Annotated in this window: 19 protein-coding genes; 8 read left to right on the top strand and 11 right to left on the bottom strand. The window is 68.5% G+C overall.

Translation table 11 applies throughout. From position 1 onward, the window contains the following. Positions 1 to 2 precede the first annotated feature (2 nt). The 3 genes from L3Q65_RS30185 to L3Q65_RS30175 all read right to left on the bottom strand — a co-directional run bounded on the left by L3Q65_RS30185 (position 3) and on the right by L3Q65_RS30175 (position 1,817). On the bottom strand, positions 3 to 461 hold the full coding sequence (locus L3Q65_RS30185; RefSeq protein WP_182889833.1) for a prevent-host-death protein: 459 nt from the start codon (positions 459 to 461) through the stop codon (positions 3 to 5). Between the two features lie 466 nt (positions 462 to 927). Continuing rightward, positions 928 to 1,476, bottom strand: a complete 549-nt coding sequence (locus tag L3Q65_RS30180) for an LppA family lipoprotein (protein WP_255751037.1) — start codon at positions 1,474 to 1,476, stop codon at positions 928 to 930. Positions 1,477 to 1,550: 74 nt separating this feature from the next. Then, the gene (locus L3Q65_RS30175) at positions 1,551 to 1,817 is read right to left on the bottom strand and encodes a hypothetical protein (protein ID WP_182889835.1); all 267 of its coding nucleotides are present in this window, start codon (positions 1,815 to 1,817) and stop codon (positions 1,551 to 1,553) included. A gap of 58 nt (positions 1,818 to 1,875) precedes the next feature. On the opposite strand from L3Q65_RS30175, the gene L3Q65_RS30170 reads away from it, so the two are divergent. Beyond that, positions 1,876 to 2,367, top strand: a complete 492-nt coding sequence (locus L3Q65_RS30170; protein ID WP_182889836.1) for a hypothetical protein — start codon at positions 1,876 to 1,878, stop codon at positions 2,365 to 2,367. On the opposite strand, the gene L3Q65_RS30165 is transcribed toward L3Q65_RS30170, so the two are convergent. The 8 genes from L3Q65_RS30165 to L3Q65_RS30140 all read right to left on the bottom strand — a co-directional run bounded on the left by L3Q65_RS30165 (position 2,364) and on the right by L3Q65_RS30140 (position 10,380). Further along, on the bottom strand, positions 2,364 to 4,070 hold the full coding sequence (locus tag L3Q65_RS30165) for an ABC transporter ATP-binding protein (protein ID WP_182889837.1): 1,707 nt from the start codon (positions 4,068 to 4,070) through the stop codon (positions 2,364 to 2,366). The genes L3Q65_RS30170 and L3Q65_RS30165 overlap by 4 nt on opposite strands. Next, positions 4,051 to 4,494 (bottom strand): lasso peptide biosynthesis B2 protein, encoded by a 444-nt coding sequence (locus L3Q65_RS30160; protein ID WP_182889838.1) that lies wholly within the window; start codon positions 4,492 to 4,494, stop codon positions 4,051 to 4,053. Before L3Q65_RS30160 ends, L3Q65_RS30165 begins: the two co-directional genes overlap by 20 nt. Then, the gene (locus tag L3Q65_RS30155) at positions 4,491 to 4,745 is read right to left on the bottom strand and encodes a lasso peptide biosynthesis PqqD family chaperone (RefSeq protein WP_182889839.1); all 255 of its coding nucleotides are present in this window, start codon (positions 4,743 to 4,745) and stop codon (positions 4,491 to 4,493) included. Before L3Q65_RS30155 ends, L3Q65_RS30160 begins: the two co-directional genes overlap by 4 nt. Next, positions 4,729 to 6,567 carry an asparagine synthase gene (locus L3Q65_RS30150; RefSeq protein WP_182889840.1) on the bottom strand — a complete coding sequence of 613 codons (1,839 nt, stop codon included), beginning with the start codon at positions 6,565 to 6,567 and terminating at the stop codon, positions 4,729 to 4,731. The genes L3Q65_RS30155 and L3Q65_RS30150 overlap by 17 nt, the downstream gene beginning before the upstream one ends. 90 nt (positions 6,568 to 6,657) lie before the next feature. Next, the gene (locus L3Q65_RS47410) at positions 6,658 to 6,783 is read right to left on the bottom strand and encodes a hypothetical protein (protein WP_255751036.1); all 126 of its coding nucleotides are present in this window, start codon (positions 6,781 to 6,783) and stop codon (positions 6,658 to 6,660) included. Between the two features lie 126 nt (positions 6,784 to 6,909). Further along, complete coding sequence (locus L3Q65_RS47405) at positions 6,910 to 7,035, bottom strand: hypothetical protein (protein ID WP_255751035.1); 126 nt, start codon at positions 7,033 to 7,035, stop codon at positions 6,910 to 6,912. 291 nt (positions 7,036 to 7,326) lie between these two features. Next, entirely contained in the window at positions 7,327 to 9,021 is a 1,695-nt protein-coding gene (locus tag L3Q65_RS30145; protein WP_237597253.1) for a GMC oxidoreductase, read from the bottom strand. Positions 9,022 to 9,138: 117 nt separating this feature from the next. After that, entirely contained in the window at positions 9,139 to 10,380 is a 1,242-nt protein-coding gene (locus L3Q65_RS30140) for a CdaR family transcriptional regulator (protein WP_237597252.1), read from the bottom strand. A gap of 127 nt (positions 10,381 to 10,507) precedes the next feature. Between L3Q65_RS30140 and L3Q65_RS30135 the strand changes: the two genes are divergently transcribed. The 7 genes from L3Q65_RS30135 to L3Q65_RS30105 all read left to right on the top strand — a co-directional run bounded on the left by L3Q65_RS30135 (position 10,508) and on the right by L3Q65_RS30105 (position 16,342). Next, on the top strand, positions 10,508 to 11,917 hold the full coding sequence (locus L3Q65_RS30135) for a fatty acid desaturase (protein WP_182889843.1): 1,410 nt from the start codon (positions 10,508 to 10,510) through the stop codon (positions 11,915 to 11,917). Next, a complete protein-coding gene (locus L3Q65_RS30130) occupies positions 11,914 to 12,105 on the top strand; it encodes a ferredoxin (protein WP_182890235.1) in 192 nt (63 codons plus the stop codon). The genes L3Q65_RS30135 and L3Q65_RS30130 overlap by 4 nt, the downstream gene beginning before the upstream one ends. 6 nt (positions 12,106 to 12,111) lie before the next feature. Continuing rightward, entirely contained in the window at positions 12,112 to 12,654 is a 543-nt protein-coding gene (locus L3Q65_RS30125; protein ID WP_182889844.1) for an RNA polymerase sigma factor, read from the top strand. 37 nt (positions 12,655 to 12,691) lie between these two features. Then, positions 12,692 to 12,859 carry a hypothetical protein gene (locus tag L3Q65_RS30120; RefSeq protein ID WP_182889845.1) on the top strand — a complete coding sequence of 56 codons (168 nt, stop codon included), beginning with the start codon at positions 12,692 to 12,694 and terminating at the stop codon, positions 12,857 to 12,859. A gap of 114 nt (positions 12,860 to 12,973) precedes the next feature. After that, entirely contained in the window at positions 12,974 to 14,227 is a 1,254-nt protein-coding gene (locus tag L3Q65_RS30115) for a carboxylesterase family protein (RefSeq protein ID WP_237597251.1), read from the top strand. Next, on the top strand, positions 14,224 to 15,450 hold the full coding sequence (locus L3Q65_RS30110; RefSeq protein ID WP_237597250.1) for an MFS transporter: 1,227 nt from the start codon (positions 14,224 to 14,226) through the stop codon (positions 15,448 to 15,450). Before L3Q65_RS30115 ends, L3Q65_RS30110 begins: the two co-directional genes overlap by 4 nt. Beyond that, positions 15,425 to 16,342 carry an MBL fold metallo-hydrolase gene (locus L3Q65_RS30105; RefSeq protein WP_237597249.1) on the top strand — a complete coding sequence of 306 codons (918 nt, stop codon included), beginning with the start codon at positions 15,425 to 15,427 and terminating at the stop codon, positions 16,340 to 16,342. Before L3Q65_RS30110 ends, L3Q65_RS30105 begins: the two co-directional genes overlap by 26 nt. The last annotated feature ends 19 nt before the right edge of the window (positions 16,343 to 16,361 follow it).

Here is a 16,361-nt window from a genome sequence, read left to right as displayed (position 1 = left end):
GGTCAGGGACGCTCCACGGTTTCGTCCTCGTCGAGCCATTCGAGGTCAGTGCGGCCCAGCCCCGCAGCGACAGCCGTAGCCGTCTCCTTCCAGGACGTCAGCTCGGCGATCGCCAGATGAGGCTGGTCGGTCGAAAAGGATGCTCGCGCCGCGTCGACGAGGTCCTGAGCGCACGACGCCCGGTCCGCGGGCGAGAGCGCCAGCATCCATGGAAAAACCTTGGCCATGCGGTCAGCCAGTGTGCCCTGGTCGTCAAGGGTGACGGTGATGAGCTGAGCTGCGAAATCGAGCAGTCGCGAGCGGCCTTCAGCCTCACGCTTCGACATCAAGACCAGCGCCTCGCCGTCACGGCGAGTCACTGTCACTGGGTGGTCTTCGGCCTCAGCGAAGACCTCGGCCGAGTGCTTGCTCAGATCCGAGGAGCGCCGAGTCGCCCCGGAAAGGTCTGCTGCGGGGATCATGGCCCCATCGTATTCGGAACGTGTTCGGAAGTCTAGCTGTCAGGCGGGTCGTGCGCAGCACACTCTGGCTGGCAGTGCCGGCGGCTATCACCGAACTTGACGATGCCGACAGGGCCGATCCTGGCAAGCGGGGGAAGGAGAGCATCTCCGTCGTCTGTTCGAGACCCCTGCAATTGGGGGTGCCCGGTTGAGTACATCGACGAGGCAGCGGTCCAGGACAAGCTACTGCCCGCCGATCTGCCGGAGATCGCCAGCCTGGAGGGAAGGACGAGTCGAACCCTGTTTTCGCGCGGCATTAATGGCTGCTCTGCGAGCAGGCGGCGCTCGTGGGGATGCTGTTCGAACCCCGTCAGAGGCACCGTTTTCGCTGCACCAGGTGTGCGCCTCGATGTTCTTGCCCGGTCAGCAGAGACAGCTGCGTTCGATCGCCGGGTGGGTCTTGACGCGGAGCCGGTTTCGCCGAGGTCTAATCGTGTGTGGGGCCGCCGCGGCGGTGTGCTTCGGCCGTCAAGTGGCAGCCTGTCGTTACCTCGATGACAGTGAAGTTGCCGGTGCCGAAGTGCAGCATCGCGCCGTTGGGGTCGGTGTACCCCATGGTGTGGTTGCCAGGTTGATTGGCCTCAGGAGCGGGTCTGAAGCCGTAGCCCGCGGCGAGTTGCCCGACCAGGGCTTGGGCACGGGGCCAGTCGGCCTCAGCCAGGCTGCCGGACGACTTCCACATGGGCAGATGCAGCTTCAAGCTGTCGGAGCCAACACCGATGTAGCCAATGCCGCAGGTATAGCTGTTGACTTCGGAGCCTTTTTCCCAAGTGCGGCCGAATTCGGCGGTGAGCCGGTCGCGGATGGCGGTGACCATGGCGGTGTAGGTGGCTTTGGCCTGGTCGATGTCGGGGAGCTTCATCATCTTGGCGTAGCCCTCGGGGACGTAGGGGGGGTTCTGGCTGCAGCCGCTGGTGAGGGCTAGCGCGAGGGCCAGTGTCGCGAGTCGGGCGGCGGACCGAGAGGGCAGAGGCATGAGAGAACTTCTACCGTCTTCCGGGGCGTTGATCTTCGAAGTCGGCCGATCGATGGGCAGCCGGTATCGAGCGGTTACCGGGTGCGGCGGCTCCTGAACTCGGCTAGCCAATCCTGTACCTGGCTGTCGTCATGCAGGTAGGCGCCGCCGGGGCCGTGGCGCAGGTCGATTCCATGAAGAAGACCCAAGGCCCACCAGTTCAGCTCATCCCACGAGAGACTGTCGTCGGCCAGCCAGCGACCGGCCCAGCGGTCGACAGCGTCGCGGGTAATTCGCCCGTCGAGCAGTGCGACGAAGTGTTCCTCGATCTCGTCCAGGTCTGGCTGCTCGCCATCGGTCACCCAGCAACCGTATGCGAAGCGGGACCGGTCCCGCGCGAATGGCTGAGACTGGGGCGTCATGAGGATTTCAGCGCGGCAGGTCGTCTCTCGCGTTCTGCTTGCGGCGGCGCTCTTTTCCGGTGTCGGGTGCCTGATCACCGGGCTCGGTCAGCAGGGCGACGTCGATGACGCTTACCGGATCGAGTTTGGGCATGAGGGTGATGCCTGCGACGAGAAGCGTCACTTGCATTTGAGCGTCGACACCGGTGAGGCGATGGATTGCACGGCGTATCCGCAGTTCTCGTTCGGCGGCAGCACGACATTGCCTGGGTTCACGCCTGCGCAGAACGGTGAGATCGGGGACTTGGTCAAGGGCCTTGCGGTAGGCGGGTTGAGCGAGGCTGAGCAGCGGCAGATCCAGGATCGGGTGGACGAGATCGCGGTGACGGTCCCCGAATCGGAGCGGCCTTATCACTACACGGGGTTGTGGGGGACGGGGCTGGCGTGGCTTGGGGGCGCGATTTTGGCTGTGAGTCTGCTGCTTTTCGCAGGTAGGAGAGTGAGGCGTTAGGGGACTAGGCCCGCGTCGGTGCTGATCCGTCCTTGCTCCAAGGCGATCACTGTCTGCGCTCGTCGAACGGTAGCTGGGCGGTGGGCGATGACCAGTAGCGCGCATTCTCCGGCAACCTGATCCAGCGTCTGCGCGAAAGCGGCTTCGTTGGCTGCGTCCAGTTGGGACGTTGGCTCGTCCAGGAGCAGCAGTTCCGGGCGTGCCAGCAGGGCTCTGGCGATGGCCAATCGTTGCCGTTGGCCGCCGGAGAGCATGCCGCCGTGTTCGCCTGCTGGGGTTTCCAGTCCGGCGGGGAGACGGGAGACGAATTCGGTGAGGTTGGTTTTCTCCAGGACGTCGCGGATCTGCTCGTCGGTCGCGTCGGGGGCGGCGTAGGTGAGGTTGTCGCGCAGGGTGCCGTGCAGGATGGGGGTTGTTTGTTCTACCAGGCCGATTCTCTGGCGGCATTCGGCGATCGACGGCTGGTATCCGTTGAACAGAATGGTTCCGCGGTCGGGTTCGTAGAAACGTTCGATCAGCGCGAGGATCGTGGATTTTCCGGCTCCGGAAGGGCCGACCAGAGCGACATGGCCTCGGCGCGGGACGGTGAAGGAGACGCCGCGCAGTACTGGGCGGTCGGGGTGGTAGCTGAACCAGACGTCGCGTAGTTCCAGGACCGGTGCGGAGGCTGGGGAAACCAGGGACGTGGGAGTGTGGTCGGTTTCGGTGGGGAGCCGGGTCATGTCGTGGACTCGCTGGAACGCGGCCAGTCCTCTTTGGATGGTGGCGGCCAGTTCGAACAGGCCTGCGCTGGGGACGGCGATGTAGCTGACGTAGAGCAGGAAAGCCACCAGTTCGGCCAGGGTGAGATTTCCGTTGGCTACTTGGATTCCGCCAGTCACCAACACAGCGATGAGGGCGCCGTGGGCGGAGAGGGTTACTGCTGGGCCGGCGATCGAGTTGAGGCGGGCGGCGCGGACGTTGTCTTGATACGTCGTGTGGGCGTAGTGGCCGATGCGGGCGGTTTCCCGGTCTTCCGCGCGGGTGGCGCGGATGGTGCGGATGGCGCTGAGGGCTCGTTCCAGTTCCGCAGCCATCAGGCCCAGGTTGTCTTGCGCGTTTTCGGTGGCGTTTCGGATGCGTGCCAGCACAAACAGCGTTACGCCGCCGACACCGCCGACGATGACAGCCACGATGCCGAACAGCAGGGGGCTCAGCCAGAGCATGGCAACGGTGCCGCCGATGACTACGAAGCTGCCGGTGAGCATTTCGACCAGGTCGTAGGCGAGGGTGTCGCGCAGGAGGGTCGTGTCGGCCGTCGTTCGGGACAGCAGGTCTCCGATGCGGTGGTGGTCGTACAGTCGCATCGGCAAGCGCAGGAGGTGGCTGATCAGGCGAACTCGCAGGCCTAGTACGACGCCTTCGCCGGAGCGTTCCAGCCAGTAACGGCCGATGGTGTCCGCGCCGGCTTCGGCTACGAACACGGTTACGAGCGCGACTAACAGCCAGCCGACGGCACCGCCGGCTCCGACGGCGTCGATGGTTTGCATGGCCAGCATTGGTTGCAGCAAGCCAAGTCCGGCACCGACCAGGGTGAAAAGCAGTGCGACGGCGATGTTTCTGCGGTGCCCGCGGGTGGCGGCGAAGAGATGGCGCAGACCCACCCGGGAACGGGCGGGCTGCTCGGTGGCCGACGTACTGGTTTCAGGGGCGGTGACGGTCATTCCGGGCAGTCCTTAGCGGGGCGACGGTCAGCAGCGGAGCGAAATAACCCGCGGGATGGATTTCGTCGACGACCTGGCCGTCGGCTTCGATCCACGCGTGGGCGCTGAAGGGTTGCGTGCGCACGCCGGTGCGCCAGGTCGGCCAGGTGCCGTGCACGCGACACAGCAGTGCGGCGGCGACGGAGCGGAGCAGGCAACCGTCGCCTGCGCAGCGCAGGCTGATCGCGACGACCGATCGACGCGCGAAGCGGGCTTGTTCGAAGGTGGCGGGGCGAGCGCCTCGGCGGGCGAAGCGCAGGATCGCGCAGAGATGCTTGGGGGACAACGCGGTCAGCACGGTCGCGAGGCCGACGATGAGCAGCGGCAGCAGTTTTCGATGCAGTGGCAGGCGAATTCGGTGGGGTACCACAGTCGGCTGGCTCACGACGGTTCGACCAACCCGGCGGCGAGCAGGCTTTCGGTCATCGCGGTGATGTCGGCCTGCACTTGGGCGGCGTCGATGTCGTACCGGGCAGCGAGGTCGGCGGCGATCTGGTCCGCGGTTTCGCCGGCGAGCAGGCGGTCGAGAGTGTGCGTGCCGGTCCGGTTGACCTGCCAATAGCGTCCGGTGCGTTTGTTGAGCAGGACCGAGCCGTCCGGAGTGTCGGTGAGCGCGGTGTCAGGGTGCAGGTGCATGGGTCCTCCGGTCGGTCGCGGGCCGCGCGTCGGCGATCGCCCGAAGCCACATTTCGCAGCCGAGCGCGGTTTCCAGGTGTGCTTCCACCTCGTCGTCCAGCCGCGGTTCGAGCAGGCAGGCGCGGAACGCGTCGAGGTCGAGCAGGCCGCGTGCCGCCAAGGCCGAATCGGCGAAGTAGTCGAGCAGGTCGGGCACGTGCCGGTGCGCCTCGGCGTCGTCATCGTCCTGGTAGTTGCCCTTGGTGGTGCGGTCGAGGATGACGTCCGGGACGAGCCCGCGCATGGCGTCGGCGAGCAGCGGTTTGTACCGCCAGGGCGTGAAGCGGTCGGACGTCCGGACCGCGAGTGCGGCCTCGACGACCCGGTCGTCCAGATACGGGAGGTCGAGCGGGACACCCTCGGCGGCGTACTCGCGCTGGATCTGCTGGCACAGCGGCCCGGCGGCGCGCAGGCTGGTCAGCGCTTGGTGCTGGCCGCGGTCGGCGGCGAGCGGGACGGCCTCGGCGGCGATCTCGTACAGGACCCGGCGGGTCGTCGCGAGCGCGTCCCCGGTGGCCCACGGCGCGGCTCGGACCGGATCGGCCCAGCCGAGGTCCGGTGTCCCCGGGCGGGGAAGGGGGTCGGTGAGCTGGTCAGCCGAATCTCGCCACCAGTCGCCCCAGCTCTGCCGGTCGGCCAGCGCGGCAAGGGTTTGCGGCCACGACCACCGGCCGAGGCTGCGGTAGACCCGGAGCTGCCGCAGACCGGTGAGCGGGCGGCGGCGGACCAGCGTGTGGAGATAGCCGGCCGATCCGCTGAAGACCTCGTCCCCGCCGTGTCCGGCCAAGTGCAGGCCCGAGCCGTGCTCGGCGAGAACGCGCACGCCGTGGGCGGAGCCGTTCAGCCCCCGGGTCATCGTCCACGGCGCTTCGAGATCGCCCGTCGCGTAGGGCGGTGCGAACAACGCGGGCGCGCTGGCGTCGGACCGTTCCAGGTGTTCGACGCCGGGGAGCAGCCGGGCGGCTTCGGCGGCGAAGATCGGATCGTCGTTGGCGACACTGCCGCCGGACCACCGGAAGGTGAACAGGTCGGGAGTCTGCGCGGCGGCGAGGAAACACAGCGTGGTCGAGTCCATTCCGCCGGACAGATCCAGCGACAACCGGCCTTGCGCAGGACGTCGTTCCGCGACCGATTCCCGCAAAGCGCTGCGGACCGCGGGAGCGCCCTTGCGGATCGGCAGGTCCGGTTCCGGCGGGCGCCACCATCGCACCGTGCTGGCTGGTCCGTCGTCGGTCAGCACGACCGCGGAGTCCGGCGGCACGGAATGCACTGTGCGCCACCAGGATTTCTCGATCAGCGGCGGAAGAAGCTGCATTTCCGTCAGGTGCGCGGCGAGAAGGTTCTCGTCCAGGTCGGCTCCGGTCATCTCGGCCAGGACGTCGGCGCGGGTGCCTGCGATCGGGACGGAGCCGATTTGGGTGTGGAAGGCGCGGCGCAGGTTCGCGAGAGTGCCTTGCAGGCGGGTTTGCCCGTTCACCGACGCGATGAGGTGCGCGCTGCCGGGCAGGACGCGGGCGAGGGCGTCCGCGTCGGAGACGGTCCGGAGGCGGGCGGTGTACGCGGTCAGCCGCTCGACCGGCATCGGGCAGAACCCGAACACCGCGACGCGCGCCCGGCCCGTGATGGCGACCCGGATTTCGCCCGGCTCCCAGCGGCCGGCCAGCCACGGCCGGCCGGAGGAATGGAACAGGACGCTCGGCCGCCGGTAAGGGACTCGCGGCAACAGCGCGGTGCCGGCCGGCGAGTCGGGGAGGACGACGAGACTGCTCGAGAGTGCGTTCATCGGCACACCGACCGGGTTCGATTCGGACGACGGACGTGGCTGTGGGCTGGCTCGGCTTCCGGCCGGGTCAGTAGCGGGGTGATCGTGTGTTCAGCGGCGGCGGAGTCCGTGCAGGATGGCGTCGCGGTTGCCGCGGCCGAAGCTGCGGGTGACGGTGGCGAAACGGCCTGCGGGGCGGGCTTTGGGGGCTTGGTAGCGCTCGGGGAGGGTTTTCACGGCAGCCAGCTCTCAACGAGTGAATGACGAGATGACGAACGTGGCTGAAGACCGGTTCACTCGACCTCCAGCCACGTCAGATCAGTTCAGCGGGCCGCACTCGCCGCCCGCGAAGGGATCGTTCGCTCAGCGGCGACGACGTCCGTGCCGGCGGTGGTCGCGGGCGCCGCGGCGCAGCCGGCGGGTGTCGGTCGCGAAGCAGCCGACCGAGGAGGCCTCAGGGGCCTGATAGCGTTCGGGAAGGGTCTTCACGGAAACCAGTCCTCCTCTGTACGCACTTCTGATGGCATTTCTTATGGGTTCGATAGCGATCGCTGATGAACTTTCCGGATGTGCGAAGTGCTCCGCGCAGAACACGCTAGCAGGACTGCCAGGGGCTGACACTCAGGCGTTCAGTCGAATCAGTTGGGCCGACGGATGTGTCGGTTTTGTTTTTGCAGGAAAGACATGCGGCGCGGTGCATCTGTTCTGGTTCGCGGCCGAAATGCTTCTGTGTGCGTACTTAATTCCGCTGCGGAAATGTTGCCGGGGTTTGTGGTGCGGTCAGGGAATGAGCGCGCCGGGAGCATCGGCCGGGACCGCGGGATGACGCGGGGCTGCTGGGGCGATGCGTGCGTACGGTGCGCCCAGCGGGGGACGCCGGTCCTCCTCGCCGCGGTTGGGCCAGAAGGACATCGCGCGTTCGGCTTGCGCGGTGATCGTCAGGGACGGGTTGACGCCCAGGTTCGCGGAGATCGCCGAGCCGTCGACGACGTGCAGGCCGGGGTGGCCGTGGATGCGCTGGTACGGGTCCAGGACGCCGTTGGCCGGGTCGTCGGAAATGGCGCAGCCGCCGATGAAATGTGCGGTCATCGGGATGTTCAGGATTTCGCCGGTAGTGCCGCCCGCGATGCCGTCGATTTTCTCCGCGACGCGGCGGGCGGCGTCGTTTCCGGCGGGGATCCACGTCGGATTCGGTTCGCCGTGGCCGGGTGCGGATGTCAGTGTGTGCCGTCCGGTGCGGGTGCGTTTGCCCGAGACCGTGATCGAATTGTCGAGGGTTTGCATCACCAGCAGGATGATGGTGCGTTCGGACCAGCGGCGCGGCGAGAACCAGGTGAAGTTCCGCGGGTTCCTGGCGAACGCGCCGAGCCAGGTCAGCCAGCGCGGGACAGGCTTTCCGCCGTCGGTGAGCGCGGTTTGCAGCAGCGACATCGCGTTGCTGCCCTTGCCGTAGCGGCACGGTTCGATGTGCGTGTGCGCGTCCGGGTGGACGGACGAGGTGATCGCGACGCCGTGGGTGAAGTCGACGTCCTTGCGTTTCGATTTCGCGCCGAGGATGGATTCCGAGTTCGTCCGGGTCAACCGGCCGAGGCTGGCGGAAATTCGCGGCAGGGCACCGGTTTCGCGGGCTTGGTGGAGCAGTTTCTGCGTGTTGTAGGTGCCTGCGCTGAAGATGACGTCGCGGGCGAAGAAGGTGCGCACGTTTTTGCGGCGGCGAGGCGACTTTCCGGTGCGGACCGCGGTGACGAGGTAGCCGCCGTCCGCCGGGCGCACGTCGAGCACTGTGGTCATCGGGACGACGTTCGCGCCGCGTTGTTCAGCCAGGTAGAGGTAATTGCGGTCCAGCGTGTTTTTGGCGCCGACGCGGCAGCCGGTCATGCAGGACCCGCATTCGGTGCAGGTTCGGCGGGCTGGTCCGGCACCGCCGAAGAACGGGTCTGGCACGACGGTTCCGGCCGGAGTTTCCTTGTCGCCGAAGAAAACGCCGACAGGGGTGAGCCGGAACGACGAGCCGACGCCCAGGTCGTCGGCGACTTCGCGGAGCACCTGATCGGCGGCGGTCACGGTGGGGTTCTGGGTGACGCCGAGCATCCGGCGGGCCTGGTCGTAGTGTGGTTTCAGTTCGGCTTGCCAGTCGGTGACGTGCGCCCACTGCGGGTCTTCGAAAAACGGCGCGGGCGGTTCGTAGAGGGTGTTGGCGTAGTTGAGGGAACCGCCGCCGACGCCCGCGCCGCCGAGGATGACGACGTCGCGGAGGAGATGGATGCGCTGGATTCCGTAGCAGCCCAGGCGCGGTGCCCACAGGAAATTCCGGACGTCCCACGAGGTTCTGGGCAGCGTCTCTTCGGTACGGCGGGGGCCGGCTTCCAGCACGGTGACGCGGTAGTCCTTTTCGGACAGCCGGAGCGCGCTCACGGAACCGCCGAAACCGGAGCCGATCACGAGGACGTCGGTCTCTTCGCGGGTGTCGTTCATCGTTGTCCTCGCAGGCGCGGTGGCGAACTCGTTCGCCCGAGTCTTCTCGCCGAGGTCAGGCGAGGGCATCGGTCCGCGGACCGGGAGGCCGGGGCCCGACTGGTCCCGCGGCACAAATCAGCCGACCGGCCGCAGCACCGCCGGACCGAGCAGCCGGCACGCCAGCAGCGCCACCTCGACGTCGATCCGCCCCTCCGACAGCGGACGGCCCCGCTCCTGCTCGGCCTTGCGCAGCCGGTACTGGATGGTGTTCTTGTGCAGGTGGAGCTCCTGCGCGGCGACCATCAGGCTGCTCCCGCTGGACAGGTACGCCCACACCGTCTCGCGCATGCGACGGTGCCCCTCGTCGTCGTCGGCCAGCGCGCCGAGCACCGCCTGGACCCAGCCCGCGACCGCCGACGGATCCGCCGCGACCAGCGCCAACGGCCCGAGTTGCGCCGCCGCGGTGACTGGCCGCGGTTGCGTCCGCTCGGTCATCTGCGCCACGGCTTCGGCCTGGCGGGCCTGCTGGTGGGTGGTGCGGAACCCGGCGAGACCGCTCGCCGGGTCGCCCAACGCGACGCGCACCGGATCGGGTGAGCTGGCGAGGGCGGCGGACACCGCGTCGAGATCGAGCGTCGACGTCGGGAACCAGGCCCACACGGTCGAGGCGTCCGGGGCCACGACCAGCGGGGTGGCCCCGAGGACGTTCGCGAGCAGGGCGGCGTGGCGTTCGAGGGTGGTCAGCCGCGCGCTTTCGTCCAGCTCAGGACCGCACCAGAGCACCGCGCCGACATGCCGGTCCGACAGCGCGTAGCCGAGGGTTTTCTCGACGTCGGCGATGTCGACGGGCTTGCCGGACAGCGCGGCCTGCACCTTCGCGAGCCGGGCCGCGTTGCGGTGGCGCAGCCAGGTGTCGCGTTCCGCCTGGTAAGCCTCGACCACCTCCTCGGAGATCTTGTCGATGTAGGTGAACGCGACCTGCGACAAGTCGGTGGCGGCGGCCGAGATCTCCGCGGTCGCGACCGGTTCGGCCGCGATCCGGGCGATCATTTCCTGCTGGAAGGAGGCCTGGCCGAGCCGGTACGCGCGCAGCATCGCGGTGATCGGCACCCGGCGCTGCGCCAGCCGCCGCGCGAACTCCAGCGCGGCAGGCGGGGCTCCGACGTCCGCGGGCCGGGTGGCGCCGCTCAGCACGCCCAGCGCGGCGACGAGGTTTTCCCGGACCGAGCTTTCCAGCAGCTCCCCGGCTTGCGCGTCGGGTGCGAGGACCGGGACCGCCTCGGCGATCTCCTCCACGATCCGCGCGCAGAGCAGCGCGAGCTCGGCCAGGACCGAGTCCGCGACCTTGGCCAGCGTGGCGGCAGCCGTCGACGTCACAGGCAGCACCGTACGCCCGGTTCGTGCCCGGGACCCAACGCAGCCGAGCGTTTCGGTTCCGCGCACAGTGTCCCGCCGCCCGCGAATTCCTACCTTCGGGAAAACGACAGACCGCGTGGAGGCCGCCATGAAGAAGTACCGCCTCGCCGGAGCGAACGGCGAAACCGCATGGCACGACCGGAAGCGGCACCTGTGGCTGCTCGGGCTCGTGGTGCCGCTGCTGCCGTTCGGCGCGATCGGGTTGCACGCCGCGACCGGGTCCGACGCCGTCCTGTGGCTCGGTCCGCTCGTCGTGCTGGTCCTCGTGCCGCTGATCGACCTCGTCGCCGGATACGACCACACCAATCCGCCGGACGAGGTGATGGAGGCGCTGGAGGAGGACCGCTACTACCGCTGGATCACCTACCTGTTCCTGCCGCTGCAATACGCCGGTTTCGTGGCGGGCGCGTGGATGCTCGCGCGCGGCGAGCTGTCCGTCGGCGGCAAGATCGGCCTCGCGATCACGTTGGGCACGGTCGCCGGCATCGCGATCAACACCGCGCACGAACTCGGTCACAAACGGGAAAGCACCGAACGCTGGGCGGCGAAAATCGCGCTGGCGCAGTGTTTCTACGGGCACTTCTACATTGAGCACAACCGCGGGCACCACGTTCGCGTCGCCACTCCGGAGGACCCGGCGTCGAGCCGGATGGGCGAGAGCTTCTACCGGTTCTGGCCGCGGACAGTCTTCGGTTCGCTGCGCAGTGCCTGGGGCGTCGAGCGGAAACGCTATGCCCGCAAGCAAAGCCACCCGTTCCGCCTCGGTAACGACGTGCTCAACGCGTGGCTGATGAGCGTGGTGCTGTGGGGCGCGCTGATCGCCTGGCTGGGCGTCGGGATCCTGCCGTATCTGGTTATTCAGGCGGTGTTCGGGTTCTCGCTGCTGGAGATCGTGAATTACATGGAGCACTACGGGATGCTGCGCAAGCAGGTCGTCAACGGCGCCAAGACCCGGTACGAGCGGGTCACTCCGGCGCATTCCTGGAACTCCAACAACGTCGCGACGAATGTGCTGCTGTACCACCTGCAACGGCACAGCGATCACCACGCGAACCCGACACGCCGGTTCCAGACCTTGCGCGACTTCAAGGAAAGCCCGGTCCTGCCGACCGGCTACACCGGGATGATGGTCGTCGCGCTGGTCCCGGCGTGGTTCCGCAAGGTGATGGACCCGCGGGTCTACCGGCATTTCGACGGCGACATCCGGCAGGCGAACGTGCAGCCGGGCAAACTCCCGTCGCTGCTGAAGAAGTACCCGGTCGTCGCTGCCGCCGCGGACGAACCCGCCGCCGACACCCGAGCGAAACTGGCCGACGACGTGGATGCCGCGCGCTGCCCTGGCTGCGGCTACATCTACCGCGTCGCCGAGGGCAACGAACTGGAGGGCTTCGCCGCCGGGACGGCGTGGTCGGAGATCCCGGACGACTGGACGTGCCCCGATTGCGGCGTGCGCGACAAGGTCGACTTCGTGCCCGTGGTGCGGGAGGCGGCGTGCTGAAGATCGTCGCGGACCGCGGAAAGTGCGAGGGCCTCGGCATGTGCGAGGCGATGGCCGACCAGTTCTTCGAGGTCGGGGAAGACGGCGTGGTGCAGGTTCTCGACGAGACCCCGCCCGAGGCGGACCGGCAGTTCGTCGACGCGGCGGTGCAGGCGTGCCCGGTCGCGGCGTTGCGGCTGCAGGATTGAGGCCGCGTGGAGACGGAGCTGCTGGGGCGGGCGCGGTCTGGCGACCAGGCCGCGTTCGCCGTCATCTACCAGGAACACGCGCCGCCGGTCTTCCGCTACCTGCGGATGCGGGTGCCGACGGCGACGGTCGCCGAAGACCTGACGAGCGAGGCGTTCCTGCGCGCGTGGCGGAAGCTGCCGGACTTCCGCCCGGATGTCGGCTCGTTCACCGGCTGGCTGTACACGATCGCCGACAACCTGCTGCGCGACCACCGCAAATCGGCCCGCTACCGGCGTGAACTCCTCGACGGGAAGGACCACGACGGGCCGGACGTCCGCGGCGGGGCCGACCGGCTCGCGCTGGCCCGCATCGAAGCGGCGGCGCTGCGCCGGTGCCTGGCCGACCTCAGCGAACCGCAGCGCGAGTGCGTGCGGCTCCGGTTTTTCGCCGGACTGTCCGTCGCCGAGGTCGCCGAAACGATGAACAAGAACCCCAACAGCATCCGGGCGCTGCAGCACCGTGCGGTGCGCACGCTCGCGACGCTGCTGGCCGAGACCGAAAAGGCGTGACGCTGGTATGCATGGATTCCTCGAGATTTTCAAGATCATGGGGCCACTGCTGGTGCTGATGCTGTGCCCGATCTGGCTTCCGCTGCTCGGGATGCTGATCGGGAAGCTCGCGGACATCTTTTCCGGCGGCGGCAAGCGGGCCGAGCCCGCGCATCGGATGGTGCGCGCCGAGCCGGCCGAGGCGGGGAGCCGCGTTTCGCGGTGAGGTATAGCCGGGCAAACATGTCTCGGGCGGCAAAGAGCATTGGTCAGGCATTCCGGACTTTCTTAGCCTGACTGCGGGTCGAAGGTGCCGGACCCCGCTCAAAGGAGAGCCGCGATGACCGAAAGCCAGCCCGTCACTGCCCGGCCGCCGTCCGGTCCGGTTCTCGGCGCTTCAAGCGACGACGGCCTGCTGCGTTTCCGCGGAGTGCGGTACGGGACCGCTGAGCGGTTTCAGCTGCCGCGGCCAGCCGAGCCCCGTTCCGACGCCGTGTTGCCCGGACCGATCTGCCCGCAGCTCGGCTCGCGGCTGGAAGCCGCGATGGGGCCGCCGCGGGATGAACCGCCCCAGTCCGAGGACTGCCTCAACCTCGCCGTCGTGACGCCCGCGCTGACCGGTGCCCGCCCGGTGCTGGTGTGGCTGCACGGCGGCGGTTTCCTGAGCGGCGGCGGCACCCTGCCCTGGTACGACGGCGGACGGCTCGCCGCGGACGGCGACGTGGTGGTCGTGTCGGTCAACTACCGGCTCGGGGCGCTCGGCTACCTGGTCCACGACGGCGTCAGCGAGGGCAATCTCGGTCTGGCGGACCAAGCGCTCGCGCTCGAATGGGTGCGCGACAACATCGCGGCGTTCGGCGGGGACCCGGGCAATGTCACCGTCTTCGGCCAGTCCGCCGGCGCGCTTTCGACGCTCGCCTTGCTGTCCGAACCGGACAGTCGCTCGCTCATCCGGCGGGCGATCGTCCAGAGTTCTCCCGATCCCGCGATCATCCAGGATCGCCGGAAAGCGCGGGAGATCGGCCGGTATTTCGTCGACGCGGTCGGCGGAGATCCCGTTACCGCTTCCGTCGATCAGCTGCTGGCCGCGCAACAGCGCACTCTCCGGTGGAACGCGGCGAAGGATCCGACGTCGACCCGGCCGCCGTTCGGGATCGTCGATCTCGAGGTGCAGCTGTCGGATCCGTTGCCGGACTTGATGATCGGCTACACCACGCAGGAGTGCGAGGCGTTCGCGATCGGAGTGCACGACGACGGGATCCGGCAGGCGATCGCAGTCCAGACCGAGCCGCTTTTCGCTCGCCCGGCGCGTGACTTGGCACAGCAGTACGGCGCGTACTCCTACGAGTTCGACTGGACTCCGGACCACGGCGGCTACGGCGCGATCCATTGCCTCGAACTGCCTTTCCTGCTGGGCACCCCGGAATCCTGGCGCGGGAGCCCGATGCTGGGCGACACGAGCTGGGCTGACGTCGAACGCCTAGGCACCCAAATGCGCTTGTGGTGGACCGAATTCGCGCGGTCAGGCAAGCCCGGCCCGCAGAGCGGCTTCCGGATCGGGAATTCCCCTCAGAGACTGGAGAACACGCCATGAGCAAGAGTATTCATTGGCCCGTCGTCCTGCTCTGCTTTCTCGCTGTTCTCCTGGACGGTTTCGACACCGCCGCGCTGTCGTTCACGATCCCGACGCTGTCCCGCGAATGGGGTTCCGTCCCCGCCGCCTTCACCCTGCCGCTGGTGCTGACCAACATCGGGGTTGTCCTGGGATATCTGGCCGCGGGTTACGTGGGCGCCCGGATGAAGGCGCGGTCGGTGGTGCTCACCGGCGTCCTGATCTTCGCGGGCGCGACCGTGCTGACCGCCGCGATCCTGCATCTGAAGTCCATGCCGGTCTTCGCCGCGGCCCGGCTGATCACCGGGCTGGGACTCGGGCTGGTGCTGCCCGCCGGGGTGTCGCTCGCGACGAAGCACAGCGCGGAGAGCCGTCGCGAGCTGGTTTCCGTGGCGGTGACCCTCGGGCTGGCTTCCGGGAGCAGTCTCGGCGGGTTCTTCGGCGGGAAGCTGCTGCACAGCGTCGGGTCCGCCGGGGTTTTCTACGTCGCCGGGCTGGCTCCGTTGGTGCTGGCTGCGGTGATGGCCGTGGTGCTGCCCGCGCGTGAGCCCGCGGTGGAGAGCACGGCGAAGCAGGAAGCCAAGGTGAGCAGGCTGTTCGGCCCGGGACTGCGCCTGCCGACGTCGCTCATCTGGGCGTTCTCGTTCCTCATCTTCATCACCGCGTACGTGCTGATCTCCTGGGTGCCGACGCTGCTCACCGGTTACGGGTTCGCCGCCGGGACGGCCCCGCTGGGACTCGCGTTCCTCACCCTCGGCGGGATCGCGGGCGGCCTGGTGCTCATCCCGCTCGCCGCGCGGATCGGCATCGCCCGCGCGCTGATCCTGATGCCCGCCATCGGGGCCGGGTGCATGGTCCTCGTCGCGACGGTGCCGGTCGGCGAGACCCTGCTGTTCGTGCTGCTGGCCGGTGCCGGTTTCGGAGTCACGGCCGGGCAGATCGGCCAGCTGACGCTCGCGGTCTCGATCTATCCCGCACACACGCGCACCACCGGCGTCGGGTGGGCCGCGGCGCTGGGGCGGATCGGGTCGATCGTCGGGCCGGGCGTCGCGGGTTTGCTTCTCGCGCTGGCCTTGTCGGCGCAGACGATCGTCCTGGCGGCCGCCGTTCCCGTGCTGGTCGCAATCGCTTGCGCGGTGGGGCTGAGCCGGGTGCGGCCGAAGGCGAGAAAGGAGCACGATGGCGCACTGGTTCGATCTCGGTGACGTCGCGGTCGTTCCCCTCATCGAGGACGACCGGCTGCTGATCGAGCCCGGGGAGTTCTTCCCGGGACTCGAACCGGACCTGGCCGGCTGGGACGCCCAGGAGCCGTGGTTCGACCGCGCGGCGGGGAAGCTGGTCTTCGCCATCCAGTCGTTCCTCGTCTGCTCGACGGACGAAGTGCTGGTGGTCGACGCGTGCGTCGGGGCGGGCAAGGACCGTCGGCGCGCGGAGTTCGATCAGCTGCCGGACCGGTGGATGCGGCAGTTCCTCGCGACCGGGCTGCGCCCCGCGGAAGTCGACGCGGTGGTGTTCACCCACTTGCACACCGATCACGTCGGGGCCGCCACTGTGCAGCGGGAACCGGTCTTCCCGGACGCGCCGCACTTCATGGTCGAGGAGGAATTCCGGTACTGGTCGAGCGAGGCCGGCGGGGCGGCCATGCGCCGGACTGGCGACTACTTGACCGACAGCGTCCTGCCGATCGAGCAGGCCGGGCAGTTGAGTTTTGTGGCCCCGGACGCGGTGCTGGGCAAGCACGCCGAACTCGTTCCGGCGGCTGGGCACACGCCGGGGAATGTGTGCGTGCGGGTCCGCGGCAGCGCTGGGACCGTGCTGCTCGCTGGGGACACGATGCACCACGGAGTGCAGATCCGGCATCCGGAGCTGAGCACGAGGTACTGCGTCGATCCGGAGGAAGCGGCGAGGGTTCGGAGCCGCATTCTCGAGGAGGCGGGCGACTCCGTCCTGCTGCCGACGCATTTCCCCGCGCCCTCGGCGGGCCGGGTGCGGCGTGGCCGGGGCGGATACGGCTTCGTGTTCGCGAGCGACCTGCTCCGGGCCGGGCCGTTTCGGTACGGGGAGTGGCGGGAGCAGCGCTGGGGGCGTGAGTGCTGAGGCCGGTTCTCACCGGCAA

Origin of the sequence: Amycolatopsis sp. FU40 (assembly GCF_021903635.1) — a bacterium.
Classification (GTDB): Bacteria; Actinomycetota; Actinomycetes; order Mycobacteriales; family Pseudonocardiaceae; genus Amycolatopsis; species Amycolatopsis dendrobii.
Note: the sequence above shows the minus strand (reverse complement) of the source record. Positions and strands in the feature narration are given on the sequence as shown.

Excerpts from the sequence above, each read along its gene's own strand:
- L3Q65_RS30185 (WP_182889833.1), bottom strand. The coding sequence starts at position 461 with ATGATCCCCGCAGCAGACCTTTCCGGGGCGACTCGGCGCTCCTCGGAT.
- L3Q65_RS30180 (WP_255751037.1), bottom strand. The coding sequence starts at position 1,476 with ATGCCTCTGCCCTCTCGGTCCGCCGCCCGACTCGCGACACTGGCCCTC.
- L3Q65_RS30170 (WP_182889836.1), top strand. The coding sequence starts at position 1,876 with ATGAGGATTTCAGCGCGGCAGGTCGTCTCTCGCGTTCTGCTTGCGGCG.
- L3Q65_RS30165 (WP_182889837.1), bottom strand. The coding sequence starts at position 4,070 with ATGACCGTCACCGCCCCTGAAACCAGTACGTCGGCCACCGAGCAGCCC.
- L3Q65_RS30155 (WP_182889839.1), bottom strand. The coding sequence starts at position 4,745 with ATGCACCTGCACCCTGACACCGCGCTCACCGACACTCCGGACGGCTCG.
- L3Q65_RS30150 (WP_182889840.1), bottom strand. The coding sequence starts at position 6,567 with ATGAACGCACTCTCGAGCAGTCTCGTCGTCCTCCCCGACTCGCCGGCC.
- L3Q65_RS30145 (WP_237597253.1), bottom strand. The coding sequence starts at position 9,021 with ATGAACGACACCCGCGAAGAGACCGACGTCCTCGTGATCGGCTCCGGT.
- L3Q65_RS30135 (WP_182889843.1), top strand. The coding sequence starts at position 10,508 with ATGAAGAAGTACCGCCTCGCCGGAGCGAACGGCGAAACCGCATGGCAC.
- L3Q65_RS30120 (WP_182889845.1), top strand. The coding sequence starts at position 12,692 with ATGGGGCCACTGCTGGTGCTGATGCTGTGCCCGATCTGGCTTCCGCTG.
- L3Q65_RS30115 (WP_237597251.1), top strand. The coding sequence starts at position 12,974 with ATGACCGAAAGCCAGCCCGTCACTGCCCGGCCGCCGTCCGGTCCGGTT.
- L3Q65_RS30110 (WP_237597250.1), top strand. The coding sequence starts at position 14,224 with ATGAGCAAGAGTATTCATTGGCCCGTCGTCCTGCTCTGCTTTCTCGCT.
- L3Q65_RS30105 (WP_237597249.1), top strand. The coding sequence starts at position 15,425 with ATGGCGCACTGGTTCGATCTCGGTGACGTCGCGGTCGTTCCCCTCATC.